Origin of the sequence: Botrimarina mediterranea (assembly GCF_007753265.1) — a bacterium.
GTDB lineage: Bacteria > Planctomycetota > Planctomycetia > Pirellulales > Lacipirellulaceae > Botrimarina > Botrimarina mediterranea.
Genome location: NZ_CP036349.1, coordinates 1,026,864 through 1,051,793 on the forward strand (window position 1 = coordinate 1,026,864; position 24,930 = coordinate 1,051,793).

General features: G+C 65.2%; 19 protein-coding genes. 13 read left to right on the forward strand and 6 right to left on the reverse strand.

What is annotated here, in order from left to right; translation table 11 throughout:
* The first annotated feature begins 215 nt into the window (after positions 1-215).
* Both Spa11_RS04055 and Spa11_RS04060 read left to right on the forward strand, forming a co-directional pair.
* Entirely contained in the window at positions 216-3,113 is a 2,898-nt protein-coding gene (locus Spa11_RS04055; RefSeq protein WP_197529723.1) for a hypothetical protein, read from the forward strand.
* Positions 3,114-3,387: 274 nt separating this feature from the next.
* Complete coding sequence (locus Spa11_RS04060; protein WP_145108274.1) at positions 3,388-4,404, forward strand: acyl-CoA desaturase; 1,017 nt, start codon at positions 3,388-3,390, stop codon at positions 4,402-4,404.
* Between the two features lie 290 nt (positions 4,405-4,694).
* Here the strand turns inward: Spa11_RS04060 and Spa11_RS04065 are convergent, their stop codons facing one another.
* Positions 4,695-7,043, reverse strand: a complete 2,349-nt coding sequence (locus Spa11_RS04065) for a tetratricopeptide repeat protein (RefSeq protein WP_197529724.1) — start codon at positions 7,041-7,043, stop codon at positions 4,695-4,697.
* Positions 7,044-7,607: 564 nt separating this feature from the next.
* Between Spa11_RS04065 and groL (Spa11_RS04070) the strand changes: the two genes are divergently transcribed.
* The 8 genes from groL (Spa11_RS04070) to Spa11_RS04105 all read left to right on the forward strand — a co-directional run bounded on the left by groL (Spa11_RS04070) (position 7,608) and on the right by Spa11_RS04105 (position 15,341).
* Positions 7,608-9,302: a chaperonin GroEL gene (groL, locus tag Spa11_RS04070; RefSeq protein ID WP_197529725.1), complete on the forward strand. Its 1,695-nt coding sequence runs from the start codon at positions 7,608-7,610 to the stop codon at positions 9,300-9,302.
* Between the two features lie 136 nt (positions 9,303-9,438).
* Positions 9,439-9,741, forward strand: a complete 303-nt coding sequence (groES, locus tag Spa11_RS04075; RefSeq protein ID WP_145108280.1) for a co-chaperone GroES — start codon at positions 9,439-9,441, stop codon at positions 9,739-9,741.
* A gap of 141 nt (positions 9,742-9,882) precedes the next feature.
* A complete protein-coding gene (gene groL / locus Spa11_RS04080; protein WP_145108284.1) occupies positions 9,883-11,502 on the forward strand; it encodes a chaperonin GroEL in 1,620 nt (539 codons plus the stop codon).
* 208 nt (positions 11,503-11,710) lie between these two features.
* The gene (dnaJ, locus tag Spa11_RS04085) at positions 11,711-12,874 is read left to right on the forward strand and encodes a molecular chaperone DnaJ (protein ID WP_145108287.1); all 1,164 of its coding nucleotides are present in this window, start codon (positions 11,711-11,713) and stop codon (positions 12,872-12,874) included.
* A gap of 15 nt (positions 12,875-12,889) precedes the next feature.
* The gene (locus Spa11_RS04090) at positions 12,890-13,486 is read left to right on the forward strand and encodes a nucleotide exchange factor GrpE (RefSeq protein WP_145108290.1); all 597 of its coding nucleotides are present in this window, start codon (positions 12,890-12,892) and stop codon (positions 13,484-13,486) included.
* 280 nt (positions 13,487-13,766) lie between these two features.
* Positions 13,767-14,099, forward strand: coding sequence for an FmdB family zinc ribbon protein (locus tag Spa11_RS04095; protein ID WP_145108293.1), 333 nt, complete (start codon positions 13,767-13,769; stop codon positions 14,097-14,099).
* Positions 14,100-14,185: 86 nt separating this feature from the next.
* Positions 14,186-14,344 (forward strand): DNA gyrase inhibitor YacG, encoded by a 159-nt coding sequence (locus Spa11_RS04100; RefSeq protein ID WP_145108296.1) that lies wholly within the window; start codon positions 14,186-14,188, stop codon positions 14,342-14,344.
* Between the two features lie 58 nt (positions 14,345-14,402).
* The gene (locus Spa11_RS04105; RefSeq protein ID WP_145108299.1) at positions 14,403-15,341 is read left to right on the forward strand and encodes a hypothetical protein; all 939 of its coding nucleotides are present in this window, start codon (positions 14,403-14,405) and stop codon (positions 15,339-15,341) included.
* Here Spa11_RS04105 and Spa11_RS04110 read toward each other — a convergent pair.
* The 3 genes from Spa11_RS04110 to Spa11_RS04120 are packed head-to-tail and all read right to left on the reverse strand — an operon-like array spanning position 15,338 to position 18,989.
* Positions 15,338-15,709: a hypothetical protein gene (locus tag Spa11_RS04110; RefSeq protein WP_145108302.1), complete on the reverse strand. Its 372-nt coding sequence runs from the start codon at positions 15,707-15,709 to the stop codon at positions 15,338-15,340. The genes Spa11_RS04105 and Spa11_RS04110 overlap by 4 nt on opposite strands.
* Before the next feature lie 2 nt (positions 15,710-15,711).
* Positions 15,712-16,059 carry a P-II family nitrogen regulator gene (locus tag Spa11_RS04115; protein ID WP_145108305.1) on the reverse strand — a complete coding sequence of 116 codons (348 nt, stop codon included), beginning with the start codon at positions 16,057-16,059 and terminating at the stop codon, positions 15,712-15,714.
* Between the two features lie 44 nt (positions 16,060-16,103).
* Positions 16,104-18,989, reverse strand: coding sequence for a zinc-dependent metalloprotease (locus Spa11_RS04120; protein WP_145108308.1), 2,886 nt, complete (start codon positions 18,987-18,989; stop codon positions 16,104-16,106).
* A gap of 142 nt (positions 18,990-19,131) precedes the next feature.
* Here Spa11_RS04120 and Spa11_RS04125 point away from each other — a divergent pair, with 142 nt between their 5' ends.
* The 3 genes from Spa11_RS04125 (at position 19,132) to Spa11_RS04135 (ending at position 23,098) form a co-directional block, all read left to right on the forward strand.
* On the forward strand, positions 19,132-20,157 hold the full coding sequence (locus Spa11_RS04125; protein ID WP_145108311.1) for an aminoglycoside phosphotransferase family protein: 1,026 nt from the start codon (positions 19,132-19,134) through the stop codon (positions 20,155-20,157).
* A 203-nt stretch (positions 20,158-20,360) separates the two neighbouring features.
* The gene (locus Spa11_RS04130) at positions 20,361-22,346 is read left to right on the forward strand and encodes a protein-disulfide reductase DsbD family protein (protein WP_197529726.1); all 1,986 of its coding nucleotides are present in this window, start codon (positions 20,361-20,363) and stop codon (positions 22,344-22,346) included.
* 149 nt (positions 22,347-22,495) lie between these two features.
* Positions 22,496-23,098, forward strand: a complete 603-nt coding sequence (locus Spa11_RS04135) for a Uma2 family endonuclease (protein WP_197529727.1) — start codon at positions 22,496-22,498, stop codon at positions 23,096-23,098.
* A gap of 4 nt (positions 23,099-23,102) precedes the next feature.
* On the opposite strand, the gene Spa11_RS04140 is transcribed toward Spa11_RS04135, so the two are convergent.
* Together Spa11_RS04140 and purM are read right to left on the reverse strand one after the other, a co-directional pair.
* Positions 23,103-23,591 carry an ATP-dependent metallopeptidase FtsH/Yme1/Tma family protein gene (locus Spa11_RS04140; RefSeq protein ID WP_145108320.1) on the reverse strand — a complete coding sequence of 163 codons (489 nt, stop codon included), beginning with the start codon at positions 23,589-23,591 and terminating at the stop codon, positions 23,103-23,105.
* Between the two features lie 209 nt (positions 23,592-23,800).
* Positions 23,801-24,835 carry a phosphoribosylformylglycinamidine cyclo-ligase gene (gene purM / locus Spa11_RS04145; protein WP_145108323.1) on the reverse strand — a complete coding sequence of 345 codons (1,035 nt, stop codon included), beginning with the start codon at positions 24,833-24,835 and terminating at the stop codon, positions 23,801-23,803.
* Positions 24,836-24,930: the final 95 nt, after the last annotated feature.

Consider the following 24,930-nt stretch of genomic DNA (forward strand, 5'->3'; position numbering starts at 1 on the left):
GGGCGGGAAAGCCCGAGTCTAGCAGCTAGCAGCGTCGATTCGGAGGCCCGGAAATGCGCAGACTCGGAACCTCGTGAAGAATGTCGTCGCGCCAATCGGAACCCTTCGCCAGAGGCGTTTGCAGCGAGAATGTCCGAGGTTTTAGCCACTTGATCGGCTATAATCGACGCTTCCTTTCGACGCCTTCCTCGCCGGATTGAACGACATTGTTTCCCTTGATTCGACAATGGACCGTTGCGACGCTCCTCTGCTTGGCGGGGGCCGCTCCTGGCAGCGCGGCGATCACGGCGACCGGGGACTACCGCCCCGCGTATGACGGCGTCGCGGACCCGTGGGACCTGGGGACGACCACCGACATCTATGTGGGCGAGGACCTGAGCGGGTCGCTGACGATCGACGGCGGCAGCGATGTGGCGAACGACGACACGTACGTTGGATACGAGGCTCCCGCCGTTGGCGAGGTGACGGTGACCGGCGCGGGCTCGACCTGGACGAGCGACAGTTGGGTGTATCTAGGCTATAGCGGCACGGGTTCGCTGACCGTTGCGGACAACGCCGACGTCACTGCCTACTCCGCGTACCTGGGCTATAGCCCGACGGGGCAGGGGACGGCGACCATCACCGGCGCGGGCTCGACCTGGACGCTTGAGTATTCGCTCGACGTGGGCGACCGCGGCGATGGGGAACTGTCGGTGCTCGACAGCGCCCGGGTTTACGCGGATCGCCTTGCGATCGCCGACGGGTCCGGCTCGACGGGTGGGGTGACCGTCAGCGGGGACGATTCGCGGTTGGAGGTCGAAGGCTACCTCTACGTCGGCTATAGCGGATCGGGAGCGTTGCAAGTCGAAGAGGGTGGGTGGGTTTTCAGCGAAGATGTCTACCTCGGCCGCAGTTCCAACGGCGCGGGTCAAGCAACGATCACCGGGCCGGGATCGCAATTGATTGCGACCAATGGCGTTTACATCGGCTCGGGCGACGTGGCGAGTTCGTTGGTGGTCGAGGATGGGGCCGCGATGACGGTCGTCATCCTTGCGGTCGGCGACAACCGTGAGGGAACCTTGCGGGTCGGCTCGGCGGCGACGGTGAACGCCACCAACCTCTATGTCGGACGGGGGTTTTCCGGCAGCGGCGAGGTGCAACTCGATGGCGGCGTCATCGCAACGCGGGGGCTGCTCGCCGCCCCTTCGGACTTGCAAGGGACGGGCGTCATCAACACCAATGGCCTTGTCGCTGACTTCGACGTCACGATTGCGACCGCCGCCGATCGCAATCAGCAGTGGGTGTTCAACGAGTCGCCTGAGCAAAACGTGACGGTGAATCTCGACTTGGAGACCGCCGGCGGCGCGCTGGGCGCTGGGTATCGGGGCGCCTCGACGCTCTCGATCGCGGGCGGACAGGTGGTTTCTTCTGAACTTGGTGAAGTCGGGTATCACGACGGGGCCGTTGGAACCGTTGTCGTCTCGGGAGTTGGTAGCCGCTGGAATGTCACCAATCGAATGACGCTTGGTCGCTATGGCGTGGGCAACCTCTCGGTTGAAGGGGGGGGCGTCGTTGCGGCGGGATCGATCGGCTTTGGGTCGCTTGCGGGCAACTCGCTGTCGGTGGGCGCCGAGAGCAAGGTCCTGGTGACTGGCGATTTGACGGTGGTCGGCGGAGGGGGCGGCGGCTTGACGCTCGACGACGGCGAAGTCGACGTTGGTGGGCTTCTTGCAACGCCGAGCGCTATGCAGGGAGTCGGCGTGATCCGGACGGGCGGGCTCGTGACCGACTTCGACATCACCTTCGACGCCACGCACGGTCTGTCGCAGCAGTTCCAACTCGTGGACGAGCAAGGGAAAGACATCACCATCGAGCTCCAGGCGCCTGTCGGCAGCGCGAACGCCCGTGGCGCGATGGGGGCTGGTTATCGGGGCCAGGCGTCGCTGTCGATCTCCGACGGTCGCGTCATCTATTCGAGGTCCGGCCACCTTGGCTACCACCAGGGCTCGTCGGGCGTCGCGACGTTGACGGGGCGAGGCTCGGCGTGGCTGATGTACGGTTCTCTGGATGTCGGAGCCGCCGGCAACGGTGAGCTTTCGATCAAATCAATGGCGCATGTCCAAAGCCAAACCACCCGGATCGGAGGCCGCCTTGGATCGACTGGCGTGATCCACGTCGAGCGCGCCTCGCTGAGTACGACGGACGTCTTTATCGACCGCGGCGGTTCATTGATCATCGAGGACGGCGCCAACGTCTTCTCGAGTTTCAGAGCCGAGATCGGTCCGTGTTGTGGGTCGGGTGGCACGGGCGCAGCGCCATCCGCGGTGGTGAGCGGCGAGGGGTCCGAGTGGAACGTGGGGAGTTATTTGACGGTCGCCGGCGGTTCGCCGTCGCAGGGCGTGCCCACGCCCGAACTCCGGATCGAAGATGGTGGCCGTGTTGACGTGAATGAAGCCCGCATCTCGGACTACTACGGCGAGGGGCAGCTCACCATCACGGGCGTCGGCTCGGTCCTCGACGCCAATAGCCTGCGAGTGAACGCCCAGCCGCAACAGAGCGACGGCGTCCCAGACGTGCTCGTTGAGCGCGGGGGGCGGGTCGTTGTGAATAACTATCTCTATCTCTTCAACCCGTACCCGCCGGGGTCCAACTCGCTGTTCGCACTGCGCGATGGCGGTCAGCTTGCGCTTACGGGCTTCCGAGAGTCGTCGCTTTCGCAGTTCCTCGCTGGCACAGTGGGGAGCTTGAGCTACTGGGACGGCGATAGCTACGAGGACCTCGCCTCGGCCCAGCGTGACGTCGATTACACGCTGGCGTACCAATCGACGGGTGAGCTAGCCGGCTACACGCTGCTCACCGTCGGAGAGCTTCCCGGCCTCGATGGCGACTACAACGGCGACGGCCTCGTTGACGCCGCCGACTACACCGTGTGGCGAGACAACTTCGGCCAAGACGTGACGCTGCCGGGCGATACGACCCCCGGCGCGGTTACCCAGCAGGACTACGCCGTATGGGCGGCGAACTACGGCGCGTCCAGGGACGTTGAAGCAGCGCTGTCAACGCCCGAGCCGGTCGCCGCAGTGCTGGTTGGCGTCGCCGTGATGGGAGCGGGGCTTCGGCGTCCACGCCGTTAACGGCGAAGGCCCGCGCCCGCGAGGGCGGCGATAGCTTGGTCGTTTGGCGAGCAGGGGAGAGACTCGCTCCCTCGGCCTCGGTGAGCGGCTCGGTCAACTCGCCTTAGGCCGCAGAGAATCCCAGGGCGGCGGAAGAAGTGGAGCCCGTGCAGGCTATTTGCTTGCTGACGGGGTGACGCGCCCCTATGGTTGAGCGATTCGGGGCGGTCGGACCGGGGCGTTTGCCGCGGCTTTTCGGAGGCTGCCGCCCGTCAAGGCGACACGGAAGGAAGGGATGGACGGAACTCAGGTCACGCCAACGCGGCGGTCACGCCGCGTCCGAGCCAAGGAGCGGGCTGCCGGCGTCAACGAGGAGAAGGGCCTTCCGCGCGGTGATCGATTGCCGTACCCGCAGGGCGCGTCGCGGACGATCTACTGGCGTTACGCGGCGCCGATTGTGGTGATCCACCTGCTCGCGCTGACGGCGCTGATCCCCACGATGTTTAGCTGGTGGGGCGTGATCGCGTTCGTGGTGGGCGTCTATTTCTACGGCGGCGTCGGGATCAACCTATGTTACCACCGGCTGCTAACGCACCGCAGCTTCGTCGTGCCGGCATGGCTAGAGAAGTGCTTTGTCGTTGTGGCGGTCTGTTGCCTGGAAGACGCGCCGGGGACTTGGGTGGCGGCGCATCGGCTGCACCATCGCGACTCCGATGAACAGGAGGACCCGCACAGCCCGCTCGCCGGCGCATTCTGGGGGCACCTCGGTTGGTTGCTCGTCGATAACCCCGCGGTGCGCAGCCTGCCGGTGTTCGAGCGTTACGCGCGCGACGTGCTTCGGACGCCGTTCTACCTGAGGCTGCAGCGCGGCGTGTTGCCGTTTGTGATTTACGTCGCCCATGCGCTGGTCTACGCGCTGGTGGGCTTCGGCCTGGGCTACGCGACGACGGGCGGCGAGGTGGCCGAAGCGACGCGGCTCGGCGCGAGCCTCTTGGTGTGGGGCGTGCTATTGCGGACCGTGGTGGTCTGGCACATCACTTGGTCGGTGAACTCGTTGACGCACCTCTTTGGGTACCGCAACTATGCGACGAAAGAGAACAGCCGCAACAACTGGCTGGTCGCGGTGCTCAGCAGCGGCGAGGGTTGGCACAACAACCACCACGCCGAGCCCGCCAGCGCCTCGAACTGGCACCGCTGGTGGGAGATCGACCTGATGTACGTATGGATCTTGGGGCTGGAGCGGGTGGGGCTCGCTTGGGATGTAGTGCGGCCGCGCGAGCATCGTCGGGCTGGCTCCACCGCTAGTGCTTAGCACCGCAGGTGCTGTGGTAGGCGTCTCCAGACGCCGATTACGGCATGCCAGCCGAATACGTGTGGTGCACGTTATCGGGGTCTGGAGACCCCTCCCACCGTTGGCAACAAGTGCCGCTCTACCAATAACGAAAGGCCCGGCTGCCTTGCGGCGGCCGGGCCTTCGCTTCCCCCCCTTCTATGCCCGCCCGCTCGGTCTCGGCGGGCGGCGCCTCAGCGGTTGAGTGGGCAGCGCGCAGTGGGCTCGGGGCAGAAAGTAATTCCTGCCGACTGCCCACCGCCGACTGCCTACTACTTCAGATACGTTGCCTGTCGCACGGCGACGGGTTGGCTGGTGAACGACGCGCCTTGCTGGTACATGGCGAGGCGTTCGCGGTAGGCGGCGGCGTCGGTCTCAGGAGCGGCGGCGATCGCTTGTTGCTGGACCTGGGCGGCCTCGTCAAAGCGGCCCGCGGCGGCGAGAGCGGCGGCCTTGGTGTCGAGCGTCAGGTCGTCGGCGCCACCGGCGAGCTCTTCGGCTCGTTGGGCGTTGGCGACCGCGGCGGCGCCGTCACGGAACTCGGCCACGGGGCACGTCGCCTGCATCCAGGCGAGGTTGCGATACGCGGCGGGGCTCTGCGAGTCGAGCGAGATGGCCCGCTCGTATGCTTGCTTCGCTTGGCCGTAGCGGCCGAGGTCCACGAGCAGGTCGCCGCGACCGGTGGCGATCATGGCGTCGTTGGGAGCGAGCAGCTCGGCGGCGTCGAGGTGTTGGAGGCCTTCGTTGAGACGGCCCAGCATGTGGCAGACGCGGCCGCGGCCGGTGTGGGCGGGCTCGAAATCAGGATCGATCTCAATCGCTTGCTGATAGTCGCTGAGGGCGGCCTCGAAGTCGCCACGCTGCACGGCGAGGGCGGCGCGGTTCGAGTAGGCCTTGGCGAACTCCGGGTTCAGCAGCAGCGTGCGGTTGAAGCGGCGACCGGCCTCCTCGGCGTCGCCATTGCGAGCGGCGATCACGCCCAGGGCGTGCTCGGCTCGCCAACACTCGGAGTCGCTGCGGAGGGCGTCGAGGTAGTCGGCCTCGGCCTCGTTCATGCGGCCTTCGTTCTCGAACGCCTCGCCACGCTTGGCGAGGGCCCAGCCGGCGAGCTGATTGGCGTAGCCGATGGCCTCTTGGGAATTGTCGATCGCCAGCACGTAGCTGCAACGCTTGATGACGGCGGAGAACTCGTCGGGCGTCTCGGCGGAGGCGGCGAGTTGGTGCGCCTCGGTGAGCAGCGACTTGGCGCGTTCGGTAGCGACCTCAGTCGTCGGCTCGGCGGCGACGACCGCCGGGCGGCTCGTGGCGGTGTTGGCGTACGCCGCGGGCGCTTGGGCCGCGGGCAATAGTTCACGAACCGTCTCATCCGAGGGCGCCGGCATCGGACGCGGCGGCAGCGACACAACGACCGGGCCTTGCGCGGCGGTCGGGTTCGGCGGCGTCGGCTCGATCGCGCGGGGCTCTTCGGCCGGTGCGCTAACGACCTTCGGCATGTCGACTTGCGGCGTGTCGTCGGCGGCGAAGCTCGCGCTGTCGGCGGGTGCCCCGTTGGTCGGCTCTCGCTTGATCGGCGCCGGCTTGGTAGTCGCGAAGTGGTTCTCGAGGGTCTTCACCTCCGACGAACCTACCGACAGGTTGGCGGCGGTCGGCTTTGGCTGCGAGACGCTGGCAATCGGCGAACGCTTGACGACGGGCGCGGGCTCGTCGCTGACCATCACCACGCCTTGCGGCATGGACGACGGCTTTGCTGAAGGCTTCGGCACCTGCGGAGTACGTGCGCTCGACGTTGTGGCGTGCGAAGGCGCGTTGCTGGAGAGATAGCTCGGCGACGGCGTCGGTCCGGCGCTGTTGACCTTTGGCTGGCTGTTGCCGTTCATCGCCATGCGTGTTGGCGCCGGCATGCTCGGACGGCTCGCGGTCTGAGTCCCGCCGAACAGCGGTTGCGGCTTCGGACGCTGCTGAGTCGGCTCGCTAGAGCCGCCGCCCCACAGGCCGGAGAGGAAGCCCTTCTTAGGCCCGGCGTCCTGACGGAGGGCGAGGCCGTCGGCGCGCTTGGCCTGCGACGGAGTCGGTTGAAGCCGCTGCTGAGGCGCGGCCGCGTGGCGAGTGGTTTGCTGGTTATTTGATTGCGAGGCGACGTAGGAAGGGATGCGCTGGACGCCTTCGTTGCGATTGAACGACTTGGTGGCGGCGCCGACGGTTTGGATCCGGGCGTCTTGCGTCGCTTGGGCGAAGTGATCGACCTGGGGCGGCTTCTCTTCTTGGTTGCCGAACGGCCAGAGAGGCTTCAGCTTGCCGAAGAGTCCCCCCCTGGATGGCTCGGACTGATCAACCGCGCTGGGGCGGACGCCGCCGTTGAATCCGGCCGGGGTGACGTGGCCCGTCGCCGGCGCGCTCGCGGCGGCCTGGACGGCGCCGCCTTGCGGGGCGGTCCGGGGCGTCAGCGTCGGCCCCGACGCCATCGACGGCAACGGCAGGTCCGCGGCGTCGAGCATCGCCCGGTCGATCGACTGCATGTCGCCCGCGTAGACGACGCCGGACTGAGCCTGGGTGGCCGAAGCCCCCACGCCCATCGAACCGAGAAGACAGCCGGCAATCAGCAGCGGTTGGCGCCTGGTCATGGCGAGACGTTCCTCACGTCGGAGTAGCAGCAGCAAAAAGGGACCCAGCCCTTGCGCAGGGCCTGGCAATGCCGTAGTCATCGGCGGCGTCGCGGGGCGACCCGCAGCAAAAGAGGGCGGAGAATCGGAATTTCCGGAAAAGTCGGCCCAGATTGCCAGGGGTTGGCGGAGAGTCCGGGTTTTCCCCCTCAAGCGAAGCTATGCCTGAACCGGGCCGTCTCGACCGCGGCTCGCCGGATACCCGCTTCGGGCCGGGGGGTGGCGACGCCCCGACTCATCGATGACTGAACTTTGAGATTCACCCGGCGGCGCCAAATTGGCAGTTTGCGCTGGACTGCCTGCGGTTTGTTCGGAGTAAACGCCTTGTTTTAAGGGCTTTTCGGCCACATTGTGACGCTGGCACGGTGGTTGCCTATAGGTGGTGCGGAGACGCTGCGCCTGCCATTTCTGACGGGTGGCGACTCCGACGTTCACGAGTCCATCGCTCCGCATGCCTGCGGGGCGCCGCATATCGCTGACGCACACGCTTCCAACGAGCCACTTTCCTGTCGGAGGATCCCCGCCGTGGCAAAGCAGATGGTTTTTGATGAAGACGCCCGCCGCCCCCTGGCCGCCGGTGTCGAGAAGCTCGCCCGCGCCGTGAAGAGCACCCTCGGCCCCCGCGGCCGCAATGCGGTGCTCGACAAGGGCTGGGGTTCCCCCAAGGTCACCAAGGACGGCGTCACCGTCGCCGAGGACATCGACCTCGACTGTCCCTACGAGAATCTAGGCGCCCAGCTCGTCAAGGAAGCCGCCAGCAAGACCAACGACGTCGCCGGCGACGGCACGACAACCGCGACGGTCCTTGCCGAGGGGATTTTCCGCGAAGGGCTGAAGATGCTCGCCGCTGGCGCCGACCCGATGGCCCTGTCGCGCGGGATTAACAAGGCCGTCGAGGTAGTTAGCGCCGCGATCCTTAAGGCGGCCGACCCGATCGAGGTCAAGGACAAGAAGCAGCTCCAGCACATCGCCACGATCGCCGGCAACAACGACCCGTCGATTGGCTCGGTCCTCGCTGACGCGTTCAGCAAGGTCGGCAAGGACGGCGTCATCACCGTCGAAGAGGGCCGCGGCTCGGAGACGACCGTCGAGGTCGTCGAGGGTATGCAGTTCGACCGCGGCTACCTGTCGCCCCACTTCGTCACCGACGAAGACGACATGGAAGCGGTCCTCGAAGGCTGCCACGTGCTGGTCTTCGAGGACAAGATCTCCAGCGCCAAGCTGCTGGTGCCGATCCTTGAGGCGGTCAGCAAGAGCAGCAAGCCGCTGCTGATCATCGCCGAGGACATCGAGGGCGAAGCGCTCGCCACGCTCGTGGTGAACAAGCTCCGCGGCATCGTGCAAGTCTGTGCCGTGAAGGCGCCCGGTTACGGCGACCGTCGCAAGGCAATGCTTGGCGACATCGCCACGCTCACCGGCGGCTCGGCGATTTTCAAAGACCTCGGCATCAAGCTCGACGGCGTTCAGTTGTCGGACCTCGGCCGGGCGAAGAAGGTCATCGTCTCGAGTAACAACACGACGATCGTCGGCGGCGCCGGCGGCAAGGACGCCATCAAGGGCCGTGCCGACCAGATCCGGGCCGAAATCGAGAACACCGACTCCGATTACGACCGTGAGAAGCTCCAGGAGCGGCTCGCGAAGATCGCCGGCGGCGTCGCCCAGATTAAGGTGGGCGCCTCGACCGAGTCGGAGATGAAGGAACGCAAGGACCTCTTCGACGACGCCCGCGCCGCAACGCACGCCGCTCTGGAAGAGGGTTATGTCCCCGGCGGCGGCGTCGCTCTGCTCCGTGCCGAGAAGGCCGTCGACAAGCTCGACCTCGCCGGCGACGAGAAGCTCGGCGCCACGATCATCAAGAACGTGCTGTCGTACCCGCTCTCTTGCATCGCCGAGAACGCGGGCGTCGATGGCGCCGTGGTCGTGAACCGCGTCCGCCAGCTCAAGGGTAAGACCGAGGGCTACAACGCCGATAAGGACGAGTACGTCGACCTCGTCGCCGCGGGCGTGATCGACCCCGCGAAAGTGGTCCGCACGGCCCTGCAAAACGCCGCGAGCGTCGCGGCCCTGCTGCTGACCACCGAGTCGCTCATCACCGACGCCCCGAAGGACGAGGACGATGCCGCCGGCGGCCACGACCACGACCACGGTATGGGTGGCATGGGCGGAATGGGCGGCGGAATGCCCGGTATGGGCGGCATGGGCATGCCCGGGATGATGTAAGAAGCCGTTAGCAATTCGCAGTTAGTCGTTCACTCGACCGACATGTGGCAAATCGCTAACAGCTAACGTCCAACCGCTTGAATAACCAACTCGCTTCACCGAAGCGACACATACACCGTTACAAAGGAACCCATTCATGGCCAAAGGCATCAAGCTTCGTCCGCTCGACGACCGTGTTGTTGTTTCGCTCTTGGAAGCCGAAGAGGTCACCTCTGGCGGCATCGTGCTGCCGGACTCGGCGCGCGAGAAGCCGCAGCGTGGCAAGGTCGTCGCCGTGGGCGTCGGCAAGCTGCTCGACAGCGGCGCGCGTGGCGAACTGTCGGTGAAGGTCGGCGACGAGGTGATCTTCGGCAAGTACGGCGGCTCGGAGGTCGAGGTCGATGGCGATGAGTACAAGATCCTCCGCGAGTCGGACATCCTGGCGAAGGTCACCGCCTGACGGCGGTAGGGGCGAGGGGTTAGGGATGGGGGATGAGGGAACTCGTCTCCGTAAACCCTTGTCCCCCCGTCCCTAACCCCTCGTCCCTGTCCACTAACACGCTCACCAGTCGTCCCCGGCTGAAACCAGATAGGAGCCAAAATGGCCAAACAACTCATGTTCGACGACGCCGCGCGGGCGAAGATGATCGCCGGCGTCGATAAGCTCGCGGACGCGGTGGCGGTGACGATGGGCCCCACCGGCCGCAACGTGATCATTAACAAATCCTTCGGCGGCCCCACGGTCACCAAGGACGGCGTCACGGTCTCCAAAGAGATCGAACTCGAAGACCCCTTCGAGAACATGGGCGCGAAGCTCGTCCACGAGGTCGCCGACAAGACCAGCAAGTTCGCTGGCGACGGCACCACGACCGCGACGGTCCTCGCCCGCGCCATCCTCAAGGAAGGCGCCCGCAACATCGTCGCCGGCAGCAACCCGACGGCCGTGCGTCGCGGCATCGAGAAGGCGGCCCAGGCCGTCTGTGAGCAACTCGACTCGGTCGCCAAGGCCGTCAGCAGCAAAGAAGAGATCGCCCAGGTCGGTTCGATCAGTGCGAACAACGACCGTGTGATCGGCGACCTGCTGGCCGACGCGATGGAGAAGGTCGGCAAGGACGGCGTCATCACCGTCGAAGAAGGCAAGACCACCGAGACGACGCTTGAGTTCGTCGAGGGCATGCAGTTCGACAAGGGCTACCAGTCGCCCTACTTCATCACCGACCAAGGCGCGATGGAGGCCGTTCTTGAGGACGCCTACATCCTGATCCACGAGAAGAAGATCACGTCGCTGCGTGACCTGCTGCCGGTCCTCGAGGCCGTCAGCCAGAAGGGCAAGCCGCTGATGATCATCTCTGAGGACGTCGAGGGCGAAGCCCTGGCGGCCCTGGTGGTGAACAAGCTCCGCGGCGTGCTCAACGTCTGTGCCGTGAAGGCGCCGGGCTTCGGCGACCGCCGCAAGGCGATGCTTGGCGACATCGCCACCCTGACCGGCGGTACGCTGATCAGCGAAGATCTCGGCATCAAGCTCGAGAGCGTCACGCTCGAGCATCTCGGTCGCGCGAAGAAGGTCAGCGCCAACAAGGAAGCGACCACCATCGTCCAGGGCGCCGGCAAGAGCGACGACGTCAAGAAGCGGATCGACCAGATCCGTAAGACGATCGAGACCTCGACCAGCGAGTACGACAAGGAGAAGCTCCAAGAGCGCCTTGCGAAGCTCACCGGCGGCGTCGCGATCATCTCGGTCGGCGCCTCGAGTGAAGCCGACATGAAGCAGAAGAAGGCCCGAGTCGAAGACGCGTTGCACGCGACGCGTGCGGCTGTCGAAGAGGGCATCCTCCCCGGCGGCGGCGTCGCGCTACTCCGCTGCAAAGAGGCCGTTGAGGCCGCTCGTTCGTCCGCCAAGGGTGACGAGAAGATCGGCGTCAACATCGTGCTGGGCGTCCTCGACGCCCCGCTAAAGCAGATCGCCGCCAACGGCGGCCTGCACGGCAGCGTGATCGCCGACGAGGTCGCTCAGAAGGGCAAGAACATCGGCTACGACGCCAATGCCGGCGAGTACGTCGACATGTTCAAGGCGGGCATTATCGACCCGGCCAAGGTTGTGAAGACGGCCATCACCAACGCCGCCTCGATCGCCGGCCTCCTGCTGACGACCGAAGCCCTGGTCACCAACTACGACTCGCACGACGACGCCAAGCGCGGCGTGATGGGCAGCATCCGCTGACCCCGTGACGCTCGTAACGACCGTAACGCCGGGCCACCGCCGCAAGGGCGCGTGGCCCGGTTCGCTAGACAGGAAGATGGGGAACCACAGATGAACACGGATAAACGTTGATGTTTTGTGGGAGGCGTCTGGAGACGCCTCCCACAGGTCGGCTTTTTTTATCCGTGTTCATCTGTGTCCATCTGTGGTTCCAAACCACCAGCTTTGAATGGCTACGCAGCGAGACTACTACGAAGTGCTCGGCGTCTCCCGCGATGCGGACGGGACGACGATCGCCACGGCTTATCGCAAGTTGGCGATCAAGTACCACCCCGACAAGAACCCTGGTGACGAGGAGGCCATCGCGCGCTTCAAAGAATGCGCCGAGGCGTTCGAGGTCCTCAACGACGCCGAGAAGCGCTCGCGCTACGACCGCTTCGGTCATGCGGGCGTGAACGGCGCCGCGGGTGGGCGGCACGGGTTCAACGACGTCGAGGACATCTTCTCGGCGTTCGGCGACATCTTCGGCGATATGTTCGGCGGCGGCCGCGGCAGGACGCGCGTCCGGCAGGGCCGTGACGTCCGCTGCGACGTGACGCTCACGCTGCACGAAGCGGCCGAGGGGGTCACCAAGACCGTCGAGTTCCAACGCCACGAGCCCTGTGATGACTGCGACGGTTCGGGCGCGGCGCCGGGGAGCGAGCGGCAGACGTGCGGCTATTGCGCCGGCCACGGCCGCGTCGTGCAGTCGGCGGGCATTATCCGCATGCAGACGACGTGCCCGGCGTGCCACGGCGCCGGCAGCACCGTCAGCAAGCCCTGCCGCCCGTGCCGCGGCACGGGCCAACGACTCAAGAGCGTGCAGACCGAGGTCCGCATCCCGGCGGGCGTCGACGACGGCACGCGCGTGCGGATCACGGGTCATGGCGAGCCGAGCCCCGACGGGGGCCCGGCGGGCGATTGCTACTGCTTCATCAGCGTGCTCAGCCACCCGCTCTTCGAGCGCGAGGGGCAGCACCTCGTGGTGCGCGTGCCGATCAGCTACACGCAAGCGGCGCTGGGGTGCGAGCTCGAAGTGCCGACGCTCGACGGGCGCGACACGGTGACGCTGCCGCCGGGCACGCAGTCGGGCGACGTCTTCAAACTCGATGGCCGCGGCATGCCCGACCCACGCCGACACGGCCTGGGCGACCTGCTCGTCCAAGTGATGATCGAGGTGCCCAAGAAGCTCGCGCCGGACGAAGAGCGGCTGCTGCGTGAACTGGCGGGCCTCGAGCACAAGAACGTCGCGCCGCAGCGCAAGAGCTTCTTCAAACAGCTGAAAGACTATTTCGTCGGCGAAGAGGAGGGCGACAAGACCGCCCCCGCCGGCGCCAAATCGAGCGACAAGTAACGACGGAGCCCTGCCATGGCTGATGACCCCCAAGACGAATTCCACGACGTTGACGACGCCCTCGCCGCCGAACAAGCCGCAGTGGACGACATCGAGGCCGAGACCGTCGAGTTCGTCAGCGAGCTCGAGTCGGGCGGCGACGCGCCGCCATCGCTCGAGGAGCAGGTGAAGGCGCTCGAAGACCGCAACCTGCGCTTGCAGGCCGAGCTGCAGAACGTGCTAGGCCGCGCACGGCGTGAGTCGGAAGAGACCCGCAAGTACGGGTCGCTGGGCGTCGCCCGCGACCTGCTGCCGGCGCTCGACAACATCGACCGCGCGTTGGAAGCCGCGGAGAAGGCCGGCCAATCTAGCGACCCGACGAGCACGCTGGCGGACGGCTTCCGCATGGTCCGCGACCAGATCGCGGGGGCCCTCGCCCAGCACGGCTGCCAGCTGATCGACACGGCGCCAGGCACGGAGTTCGACCCGTCGATGCACGAGGCGATCCTCCAGCAGCCATCGCCGGACCACCCGGCAGGCACGATCCTGCTCACCGCCCAACCCGGCTACAAACTCCACGACCGCGTTGTCCGCGCGGCGCAGGTGGTGGTGTCTTCGGGGCCCGCTGCTTAATCGGTTGAAGGAGATGAGGGGGATGTTGGTGATAGAGGGGGGATCGCAAATGGGTGGTGGGTTTGAGACGCCTCTGACCCTTTCGAGCCAAGTAGCTGATACATGATGAGAAGAATTAAAGAAGTGGTCGCGAAGCGACCTGCGATTTATCGCCAAGAGACCGAACGCAAAACACTGAACGTGTAGGCGGCCAGAACCAGAGACCTATCTTCATCGTCCGCTTGCGATCCCCCCTATCACCAACATCCCCCTATCCCCTTTCCCGAACGAACCACCAAAGATGCCCACGTACGACTACGTCTGTGACGCGTGCGACCACGAGTTTGAGTTGTTCCAGTCCATTTCGGAGCCGGTGAAGAAGAAGTGCCCCGAGTGCGGCAAGTCGAAGCTGCGGCGGCTGTTCGGCACGGGCGCAGCCGTGGTGTTCAAGGGCTCGGGCTTCTACGAGACCGACTACCGCAGCGACTCGTACAAGAAGGCGGCCGAGAAGGACAAGAAGTCGGGCGAGCCGAAGAGTGAGTCGAAGTCGGAGAGCAAGAGCGAGAGCAAGTCGGAAGGGAAGAGCGAGCCGAAGAAGGAAACGAAGAAGCCCGATTCGAAGCCAAAAAAGTAGGGTCCGCTGTGCGGACCGTCGTTCGCAGCCTGAACCATCAACGCCACACCCTATCGACTAGAGCGGTCCGCACAGCGGACCCTACCATGCGCTGCCCCCTCTGTAACGCCGAGTTCGATCCCGCCGATTCGCCGGCGATGCCGTTCTGTAGCGAGCGCTGCAAGCTGATCGACCTGGGGCGGTGGCTCGAAGAAGGGTATTCTTTCCCGGCGGACGACGACCCGGACAAGTACGAGGCGAACTGATCGCCACTGGGTCGCCTCATGGGGGCGCCGTCCCTCTGCGATATCACCCGGCCGCACCATGACGAACAACGAAGTACCGCCCACGCCCCAACGCGACGTGATCCGCGAGGTGGACTGGCTGGCAGTAGCGCCGTGGTTGTTGGTGCTACGGGCAGTTGGCGCGACGATCGGGTGGCCGTTGCTAGTGGGCGTGATCGGGTATGCGGTGCTCGATTGGGAAACTCAGCCGCTCAATTTGGATCGGCTTCTTAACCCCGCCGACTTGGTCCGCTACAACGCCGATGTATGGGCCACCAACGCTACTCAAATTTCGGACGGCGTCGCCGAGATTTCTTGGTATCGCCGAGTTGTCTGGCCTACGTTCCGACGCCTGGCGTGGATGATGCTTGGCGTCGTCATCGCTCAGCATGCGGCCCAAAGGCTAAGCAATAGCCCAAGAATCGGCTTCCTAACGTCGTTGCGTCGCGCTCTTCGGTATGGGCCTCGAGTGCTCGGCGCCATCGCACTGTTGGCAATCCCAGCCGCCTGCTGCGCGGTTTTTCTTGGAGTTTGCGGCTTGCTGGTGCATGCCGTCTTCTCATCGACGTTGGCGAACGGTATGGCGAGCATTGGTGGCGTTGTCGGAGGGCTGCCTCTCGCAATGCTGCTCGGCGTTGTCGTGTACGGGGCGCCGCTATTGGTCGCATCGGTTGTCGTTGACGACGCCGACCCCTTTGACGCTCTCAGTCGAACAGTCGCTTACGTCTTTCAAAAACCAGGATCGCTCGCCACCTGCGTTTTCCTCGGCTGGATTGGACTGGTTGTTTCCAGCATCGTCATCCACTGGCTACTGACGACTAGCATTGAAATGACGAACGCGTTTACCGATGGCGCCCCGTTAGCCTTGCATTGCGTGCTGTTAGGCTTCTTTCCCGCTTATTTCTACTGCGCAGGCGTCGCCACCTATCTCGTCATGCGACGACAAGTCGACGGTCAGCCGCTCGACGAGATCGGCTAGTTGGCTGATGAGGGGCCAGAAGGCGCAGCGTAGGTCCGCAGGAGGTCCGCCATCTTCTGGTGGAACTGGCCGCGGCTGACGACGAGGTCGAAGCCGCTTTCACGCGCTGCTTCGAGGCGGGCCTCGTGGACGTGGGGGCCGTAGGCCAGTAGCGTCGCGTTCGGCGCCGCTGTGCGGATCGACGCGGCCCAGGCGGCGAGGTCGGCGACCTTGGCCGTTAGGTCGAGAGCGACGAAGCGCGTGGCTTCGCCGGCGGCTTCTAACGCGGCGTTCGGCGAGACCGTCTTGAGCTCCACGCCCGCTTGCGACGCGGCGCCGTGGGCGGTGGAGGTCGCCATGAGGTCGGTGGTGACGAGTAACGCTGTCATGCTCAAACCGCCCCTGGCCCCGTCAGCCCATCGCTGATCTGGTAGGCGTTATCGAGTGGCAGCACCATCACCTTGCCGTCGCCGATGTGGCCATCCTTGCTGGTGCGGGCGTGCTCTTCCAGGCAGCGGATTGTCGGCTCGACGAAGTCGTCGTTGACGGCGATTTGCACCTCGACCTTGCGGAGGAGGTGCGTCTCGTACTCGTGGCCGCGGTACGTTTCGGCGTGGCCGCGTTGGCGGGCGAAGCCCATCGCGTCGGCGACCGTCATGCGTGTGACGCCGATCGCTTGGAGCGCTTCGTGGACCGCTTCCAGCTTCGTCGGCTGGATCACCGCGAGTATGAGTTTCATGCCTGGACTTGCCGCAACAACCGATCGGGGAACCGCCTTCCCCGCTACGGAGCAGCGTACCCGGCGGCCTCGGCCTCGGACAGCGGCGCCCCCGAGCGGAGGGCGGCCGCGGCGGCCTCCTGCTGACTGGGCTCTTTGCCCAGCAGCAACAGGCTCATGAACGCCGACCCGCCGCCCGTGTCGAAGACGCGGTCGGTCTCGAGCGTCTTGCGGATACGGTCCGACGCCTCGCGGAGGTGCGCCTCGCTGTAGCGGTCGAGCTCCGGGTCGTCCTCCAGCAGCGTGTCGATCTCCTCCTTGAGGTCCGACAGCTCGGCGTAGGCGAGGGTCTGGCAGTCGTCCGGCGCCGAGGTGCGGTCGAGCGCCAGCTTCGCCAGCCGTTCGAGGTAGGTCCGCTGCAAATTGCGGCGGAGGCTGCTGATCAGCGGCTTGCGATTGGTGTACTCCGTGTCTTCCTTCAGGTCCTTCAGCTCGGCGAAGATCGAGTCACTGAGCGTCGAGAGCACGTCATCGACCGTGAGCATCTCGACCTCGCCGTCGACTTTCAACTCGTTGTCGTGCAGGCGGGTGAGCGTCAGCGGGCCCATCAGCTGGTCGAGCGTGCGGTCCTGCATCAGGCGGATCGTGGCGTGGATCGGGTAATCGATCCGCGACGCGTTGGCGGCGCCCCAGTGCGACCAGCGCGACGGGATCAGCTTGTTGTAGATCGACGGCGGGATGTCGAACGGCTCGTCGCTGAACATCTTCTCGGCCACGAGGTCGAGCGCCTCGCGCTGCCGCTCGGCCTCGACGAGCGAGAACGGCTCGGGGGCGTCCTTGTCGCCCTTGTGCGAACGGCTGACGTAGACGCCGCCCACGTAGCGGGCCGCATTGAAGACCGAGCTCATCTGGGTGCCGAGCAACACGCCGAACGCCTGGCGGGCCTTCTGATAGCCCTTGCCGTCTTCGACCATGTCGTCGATGATGCGCGGCATGGCCTCGGCCACGAGCTCGGACTGCATCTCGGCGTGGGCCACCAGGTCGTCGCCGAAGTCGAAACGCCGGCTGTGCGGGTCGGGGTCGATGCCGCGGGTATCCTCGTCGGTGCTGAACGCGAGGCCACGCTCGCCGCTGCGAGAGGCGATAGCTGCCAGCTCCTTCTTCTCGTCCTTCAGCGGCTTGTAGCCGTACTCGATGGCCCAGTAGTCGTAGGGGCCGATGGTGGTCGTGTAGTAGTCGCCCTGCGTGTACTTCTCGGGGACGATGAACGTCGGGACGTAGTCCATCACCGACGCCACGAGGCCTTCCTTGCGGGTCTTCTCGGTGTCGCGGGCGTCTTCGAGAGAGTGGAGCGTGCTCGCCTTGAAGTTGTGCCTCAGGCCAAGCGTGTGACCGACCTCATGCATCGTGACCTCTTTGAGGCCCTGGTTGATAAGCTTCTCGAGGTCGTCCTTGCTACGCTTGCGCGTGGCGGCGACGGTCGCGGCGAAAGCGAGCTGACGCGAAGCGCCGGCGAGCAGGTTGCAGCTGCAACGCCCGTCGTGGGCGTGCGACCGCATCCGCGCGGGCAGCGCCTCTTGCTGGGCGTAGTAGGTCTCCATCTGGATCGGGCCGCCGGTGAGCAGTTCGATGCCCTGCGGCGTGAAGTACTCGTACTCTTGCTTCCAGAACTGGAGGAAGTCGGCGTCGAGGATGATGTCGGCGTCGAGGATCTCGCCCGTCAGCGGATTGACGCGTGACGGGCCCATCGCGAAGCCCGCGCCGCTGGTGATCCAGCGGAACGTGTTGTAGTTGATGTCGCCCGGGTCCCAGTCGGCGCTGGTCTGCTGCTGCTCGACCTCGATGGCGTTGTAGAAGCCGGCCTTCTCGAAGGCCTTGTTCCATTCCTCGATGCCGTCGCGGATCGGCTTGCGGTAGGCGTAGGGGATCGTCTTCTCGAGCCAGAATTTGATCGGCTTCTTCGGCGTCGAGATGTCGGCCGAGGGATCAACCTTCTGCAGGTTCCAGCGCGTGATGTAACGCACGAAACGGTCGTCGGGGTCTTCCTTGGAGAAGTCCTTCACCGCCGCGAGGAAGTAGCCGATCCGGTCGTCCGCTTCGCGTGGCTTGTAGTCGGTCGAGGGGAGCTTGCTGATCGAGTAGTGGATGTTGATGGTCGCGGCGCGCGAGTCGGGGACCGTGTCGAGCGACATGTAGCCGCTCGAGGAGTAGGTCGCGGCGACCTGGATCTCGACGTTCTTGTCGTAGCCACGCACCTCCGACCAGCTGCTCCGCTGCGAGCTGAACGAGAAGCCCGGGAGCACTTGGCTGATCTGCGGCAGGTCGGTGAAGAAGACGCCCGACAGATCGACGATGTACGACCCGCTCGACCCCTTCGCAGCGATCGGCAGGCTGAACAGGATGCTATCGGTGTAGGCGAGCTTGACGGCCTCGGCGGTCGGCGAGCCGGCGTCGGCCTTGAAGCGGACGTTGCGGCGGACGACCTGGATGTTGTCCCCCTGCTTGCGGAACTGCCACACCCAGTTGTCGTCGAAGTTCCAGCTGTAGCCGCCTAAGAGCGGCGACTGGCCGATGCCCTTGGCGATCGTGATCAGGACGATGAAGTCCTTGTCCAGGTCCGCGGGCTTCAGCTCGGCGAAGAGTTTGCTGTCCGAGCGATGCAGCGTCAGCACGCCGTCGATCTTCTTCGTGTCGGAGAGGACCTTCGACGCGGGCGGGTACTTCGGCTTGGAGGAGTCGCTCGACTCGGACTTCTTGGCGTCGCCCGACGAGGAGGGCTCGGCGGAGACCGTGTCTGCGGCCTTGGCCTTGTTGGTGTCTTCCTCGCCCTTGGCCTCTTCGGCCAGCGACGGAGTAGCGCACAACGCCAGAGCGAGAGCGGTTCCGGTCGCGACAAGCCCGGTTGAAATCAAGGAGCGGCCAAAGCGGCTGGTCGAACGGCAAAACGACATAGGTAGCGTTCCGACGTGGGAAAGGCTGAGGGCCGACCGAAGTTCCACGGCGAAGGCCGCGGGCGTTAAGATCGGTGATGACGGAATAATTGGAACCGAGACTCCGAGCGATAGCCCTTAATTATAGCTTATTCTGCCCGGTTTGCTTAATCAGATTAGCCACTATCTTGCGGCTTACGAGGACCTCTACGGCGCAATGCTCCCAACCGAGGCGATCCGTCGTTCGATCGAAGACCGATTGTTGGGGCGCGAATCAATCGGGGGGATCGCTGCCGGGAGGTCCTGGGAATGGACGCCGGCGTCGGGAGGCTTGAGCGGGGCGTCGGTTTGGCGCGTGACGGATGGCAAGCAGGGCTTTGCATTCCGCTGCTGGGGCAAAGGCGCCGATCTAGCGCGTCTCGCCTGGATATCTAGTACGCTGCGTTTCGCGAAGAGTTCCGGATTAGCATTCATCGCCGCGCCGATCGGCCCCCCTTTTCACGACGCTCACGAATGCCTCTGGGAGGCCACTGCGTGGCTCCCTGGCGAGCCGCTCTCCGAATCGGCCTACGAGTCGACCGCGGTTCGAGAAGCCGTGAGCGGGCTCGCTAGGGCCCACCAGAGCCTCATGGTGACCGAGGCCCAGCCGACCAGCGGACGAACGCTCGAAGAACGGCTGTCACGAGTCCTGACGCTGCAATCCACGCCGCCGCTTTTTGACCTCAGCACGCTGACGGCGTGGCCCGAACTGGGGGAGTTGGCCGTTCGACTCACCGCCGACGCCAACCGCGCGGCAAAGCAGTTGGCGCCTTTCGCCCTCCGGGAATGGGACCTCCAGCCCATCCACGGGGACGCCCGGCCCGAGCACTTCTTGATGTCCGAGGGCAAGCTCACGGGGCTGATCGACTTCGGCGCGATGCGCCGGGACACGGTGCTAGCAGACGTGGCTCGTCTGGCGGGGGAGCTATCGCTGGGGGATGCGGCTCGCCGCGACGAGGTCGTCGGCTTCTACGAAACCGCCGCCGAACGGCCGATGGATCGGGCGGCCGTGGCGGCCCTCGACCTCGCCGGGGCGGTGCTCTCGGCGGCGAATTGGCTGCGGTGGCTGGGGGAAAAGCAGGCGGAATCCTTCGACGCGGAGCTGGTCCGCCAGCGGCTTCGGGCGATCGCCGCCAGGCTGCTAGCGTAGGCGAGCGATCAGCGTGAGCTGCGACACCCCCGCGGCGTCGCGTTGCAGCCCATAATGAACCCTCGCTAGCGGCATTGCGTTGCGAAGGCATTGCCGGGAATATTCCGCCGCCCGCTAGAATGGTGGGTGGCAGAAGAAAAAGGCGAGCCGGCGACGTGAGTCGTCGGTGGGAAGCGGGTACCCCCCCTGTTTTTCTCGATAGCATGGCTCCGACGACTCACGTCGCCGGCTCGCCGACGGTTTTGGAGATCTGGTTGATGCGTTTCGCCCGTCCCGTGTTGTTCCTCCTCGCAGCTCTCACGCTCACAGCGGGCCCGGCGGCGGCGCAGTTCAAGTTCAACCCGGACGCCGGTGGCTTCGGCGGGCTGCTCGGCGACGGGCCGCTGGGCGACGCGGAAGACACCAGCAACCTCGTGAAGCTGTCGGCGCGGTTCGCCCCCGCGGCCGACGGCAAGCCCGCGATGGTCGAGGTGACCGCCAACATCAAGAGCGGCTACCACATCTACTCGATCACTCAACCCGATGGCGGCCCGCAGCGGACGACCCTCACTCTCGATGAGTCGAGCGGCGCCGAGCTCGCCGGCGACTGGGTCCCCGACCCCGCGCCGAAGACGCACATCGACACGGAGGTCTGGATCGACCTGCCAATCGAGGAGCACTTTGGCCAGGTCACTTGGCGGGCGCCGATCGAACTGCCCGCGGGCGTCGATCCGGCGACGCTCTCGGTCACCGGCTCGGCCGACATGCAGGCGTGCACCGAGGTGGCCTGCCACAACGTCGAGGACGCTGCGTTCACGGCGGAACTCGTCGAGCCGGGCGAGATCCCCTATGCCTCGGCCGAAGGCCCGCAACCAACGCAGCCGCTCACGCCGGGGGATTCACCCCTTACCGGAACTGCGGAACCGGCGCCCCCAGCGCCCGTGACACTGAGCGGCCTCGTGCCGATCCTCGGCGCCGCGTTCCTCGGCGGCTTGATCCTCAACCTGATGCCGTGCGTGCTGCCGGTGATCGGATTGAAGGTGCTGTCGTTCGCCGAACAAGCGGGCCATCAGCGCGGCAAAGTCCTGGCGATGAACCTCGCCTACACGGCCGGTCTCTTGAGCGTGTTCATGCTGCTGGCGGCGCTGGCGGCGTTCGCCGGCTACGGGTGGGGCGAGCTCTACACGATCACCGAGTTCAAGGTGGCGATGATCGCCCTGGTGTTCGTCATGGGGCTGAGCTTCCTCGGCGTGTGGGAGATCCCCCTGCCGGGGTTCGCCGGGGGGCGTGGCGCCAATCAACTGCAGCAGAAAGAGGGCTACGCCGGCGCGTTCTACAAAGGTGTCTTTACAACGATCCTGGCGACGCCCTGTAGCGGGCCGTTCCTCGGATCGGCGATCGGCTTCACGCTGACTCAGCCCGCTTGGGTGACCTTTCTGATCTTCGGCGCGATCGGCTTTGGGATGGCTTCGCCGTACCTGCTCATCGGTGTATTCCCGAGCCTCGTGAAGACTCTGCCGAAGCCCGGCGCGTGGATGGAGACCTTCAAACAATTAATGGGCTTTGTGCTGATGGCGACGGTCGTTTACCTCATCTCGACCGTGGCGACGGACTACTACCTGCCGGTGCTGACGATGCTGGTGGCGATCGGCTTTGCGTGCTGGTGGATCGGCGTCACGCCAATAACGGCGACAACGGGCAAACGGATGACGGCGTGGGTGGGCGGCGTTGGTTCGGCGGCGGTCATCGGCTGGCTGGCGTTTGGCCTGCTCGGTCCCAGCGAGCATGGTTTGCCGTGGAAGCCCTACACCGAGACGGCGCTCGCCTCAGCGCAGACGCGTGGCAAGCCGGTACTGGTCGACTTCACCGCCGACTGGTGTCTAACGTGCAAGCTCAACCTTAAGCGGGCCATCAACACCGACCGTGTCAAAGAAGTGGTCGAAGCCAACGGCGTGACGCCGCTGCTGGCGGACTGGACCGATAAGAACGACGAGATCAAAGCGGCGATCGAGTCGCTCGGCAGCCGCAGCATCCCGCTCCTGGCGATCTACGCCCCCGGCAAGCCCGAACCGATCGTGCTCCGCGACCTGATCAGCGAAGACGAGTTGCTCGAAGCCCTCGCCGAAGCGGGCGCCGTCGAGGCCAACGGCGCGGCGACGGTGATGCCCGAGATCGAGATCGGTGAAGCCACCACGGCAACGATGCGCTGACGCTTTTCAGTATGAATGGTGGAGAGCCCACGACGCGAATCGTGGGAGTGAAGCGTGATCGAGCGCACTCCCACGGCGCGAGTCGTGGGCTCGCCGATCGAGCGAAGAGATCCCGAAGTATTGGCTTTGGCCCCCACGAGGCGTGTAAGATGGCCGAAATGGACTCCGCCCTATCAACGCCGCTCGAACCGATCGTGCCGACCTTCCCCGTGAAGCGGTTCACGGCGGATCAGTACATCGAGATGATCCGAGCGGGGATTCTAACCACGGAAGACAAGGTCGAACTCATCGACGGAGTAATCACGCCGATGGCGCCAGCGGGAGAAGAGCACACTTGGGAAGTTGTGTTCCTAAACCGGCTGTTCCGGTCGGTATGGGATACGCACTTCCTGTTCGTGCAGGGTACGATTCCCATCAACTCTGTTAATGTGTTCGACCCCGACTTCGTCCTAGTGCGTCAGGGCGAGGCAGAGCAGCAACTGCGTTATCCGCATGCTGACGAAATCGACCTCATCGTTGAAGTTGCCAAGTCATCGTTGAAGCAAGACCAGACAAGGAAGGCGGCGGCCTATTCGCAAGCCGGCATTCCCGAGTATTGGATTGCGAACATCCCCGCCAAGAGTCTCATCGTTCACCGCGAACCGTCACCGTCCGGCTACCAAAGCATCCGTACGTTCGGAATCAACGAAACAGTGACGCCATTGGCGTTTTCGGATATGAGTGTCCGCGTCGGTGACATCTTCGGCGTCTGAATCACTAACCCAACCACGTCGCAATCACCTCTGCAAACATCGCTTCGTCGAGCGTTTCGTGCGCGAGCAGGTGATCGGCGACGCCGGCGAGGGCGTCCCAGTGCGTGTCGTCGGACAAGAGGCCGTGTAAACCCACCACACGGGCTTCGAGCCATTGTGTGCGGCGCATCTCGTCGGGGACGACTTCTGCGGCTTCATCCCACGCCTGCCCCCAGTCGTGTCGCCACTCGGCCACCAGCGCCGGGTGCAATGGCTCGCCGCGGTAGATCATCTCCGCGACCGGACCGGCGAGCGCCACGAGCACCAACTTCTCCGCCAACTCCCGCGGCGTGAACCGCCGCCGCGACCAAGCGACCTGCGTATCGCCATACCGCTGCGGCCCATCATCCCAATCGGGCTCAATCGTGACGCGCTGCACCTTTCCACCGGCGTACGCCGCAACGAAAGCGTGGCCGGCTTCGTGATAGGCGGTCAACTCCAGGTCGTCGTCCATCAGGTGTCGCGCCGAGACGCAGAGGGCTGCTTGGGAAGACTCACGCAAAGGCGCAAAGACGCAAAGGTTTCGCAGTTTAGCGGCGCCCAGCTACAGGCGTTGTTCTCTACCTTATCTTTACTCTCTGTTTCTTTTCTTAGCGCCTTCGCGCCTTTGCGTGAGTCCTATAACCAAACCTTCCTTTCCAACTCCGCGTCTCTGCGCGAACCTTACTGAATGCAACCTATCGGCCAATTCTCAAGCCCGAGGTCGCTGAGCTGCGCCGCGATGCTTTCTGCGAAATGCTCGCTCACCACCAGCGCCAGGCCGACGCCGCAGTTGAAGACGCGGGCCATTTCGTCGTCGGCCACGTCGCCGAGCTTTTGTAGCCAGGTGAACACGGGCGGGACGGGCCAGCTGTCCTTGTCGATGACGAGCTGCGTTCCCGCGGGGAGGATGCGTTCGAGGTTCTCGCGCAAGCCGCCGCCGGTGATGTGGGCGATGCCGTGGATGACTTGTTTCTTACGGTAGTGCCCGAGGACACGGCGGATCGGGACCGTGTAGATGCGCGTCGGCGTTAGCAGCAGGTCGGCGACCGTGGCGCCGTCGCACTCGGCGACCGTGTCGGACGCGGAGAGCTTGGCGGCGTCGAAGACGATTTTGCGCACCAAGCTATAGCCGTTGGAGTGCAGGCCGCTCGAGGCGACGCCGATCACCACGTCGCCGGGCGTGATCTTCGAGCCGTCGATGAGCCGTTCACGCTCGACCACGCCGACCGAGAAGCCGGCGAGGTCGTAGTCTTCGACGCCGTAGATGTCGGGCATGATCGCGGTCTCACCGCCGATCAGAGCCGAGTCGCTCTCGACGCAGCCGTCCGAGATGCCGCTGACGATCTGCTCGAGCCGCTCGGGGTCGTCTTTGCCCATCGCGACGTAGTCGAGGAAGAACAGCGGCTCGGCGCCGCAGCAGAGGGCGTCGTTGACGCACATCGCCACGAGGTCGATGCCGACCGTGTCGTGGCGGCCGACCATCTGGGCGACCTTGAGCTTCGTGCCGACGCCGTCCGTGCACGAGACCAGCACCGGGTCGCGGTACTGCCGGGCGAACAGCTTGCCGGCGAAGTCGAGCCGGAACAGCCCCGCGAAGCCCCCTTCCAGCGGCATCACGCGCGGCGTGTGCGTCCGCCGCATCAGCCGCGGCAGCCGCGACATCGACTCTTCGTAGACGTCCAGATCGACGCCGGCGTCCTTGTAGGAGAGGGCCATCTCTTTGAGGTGCTGCTTTTGGTTGGGAAGGAGATGAGGGAGATGTTGGCGATAGGGGGGATCGCAGATGATAGGCTTAGGGGTCGCAACGAATT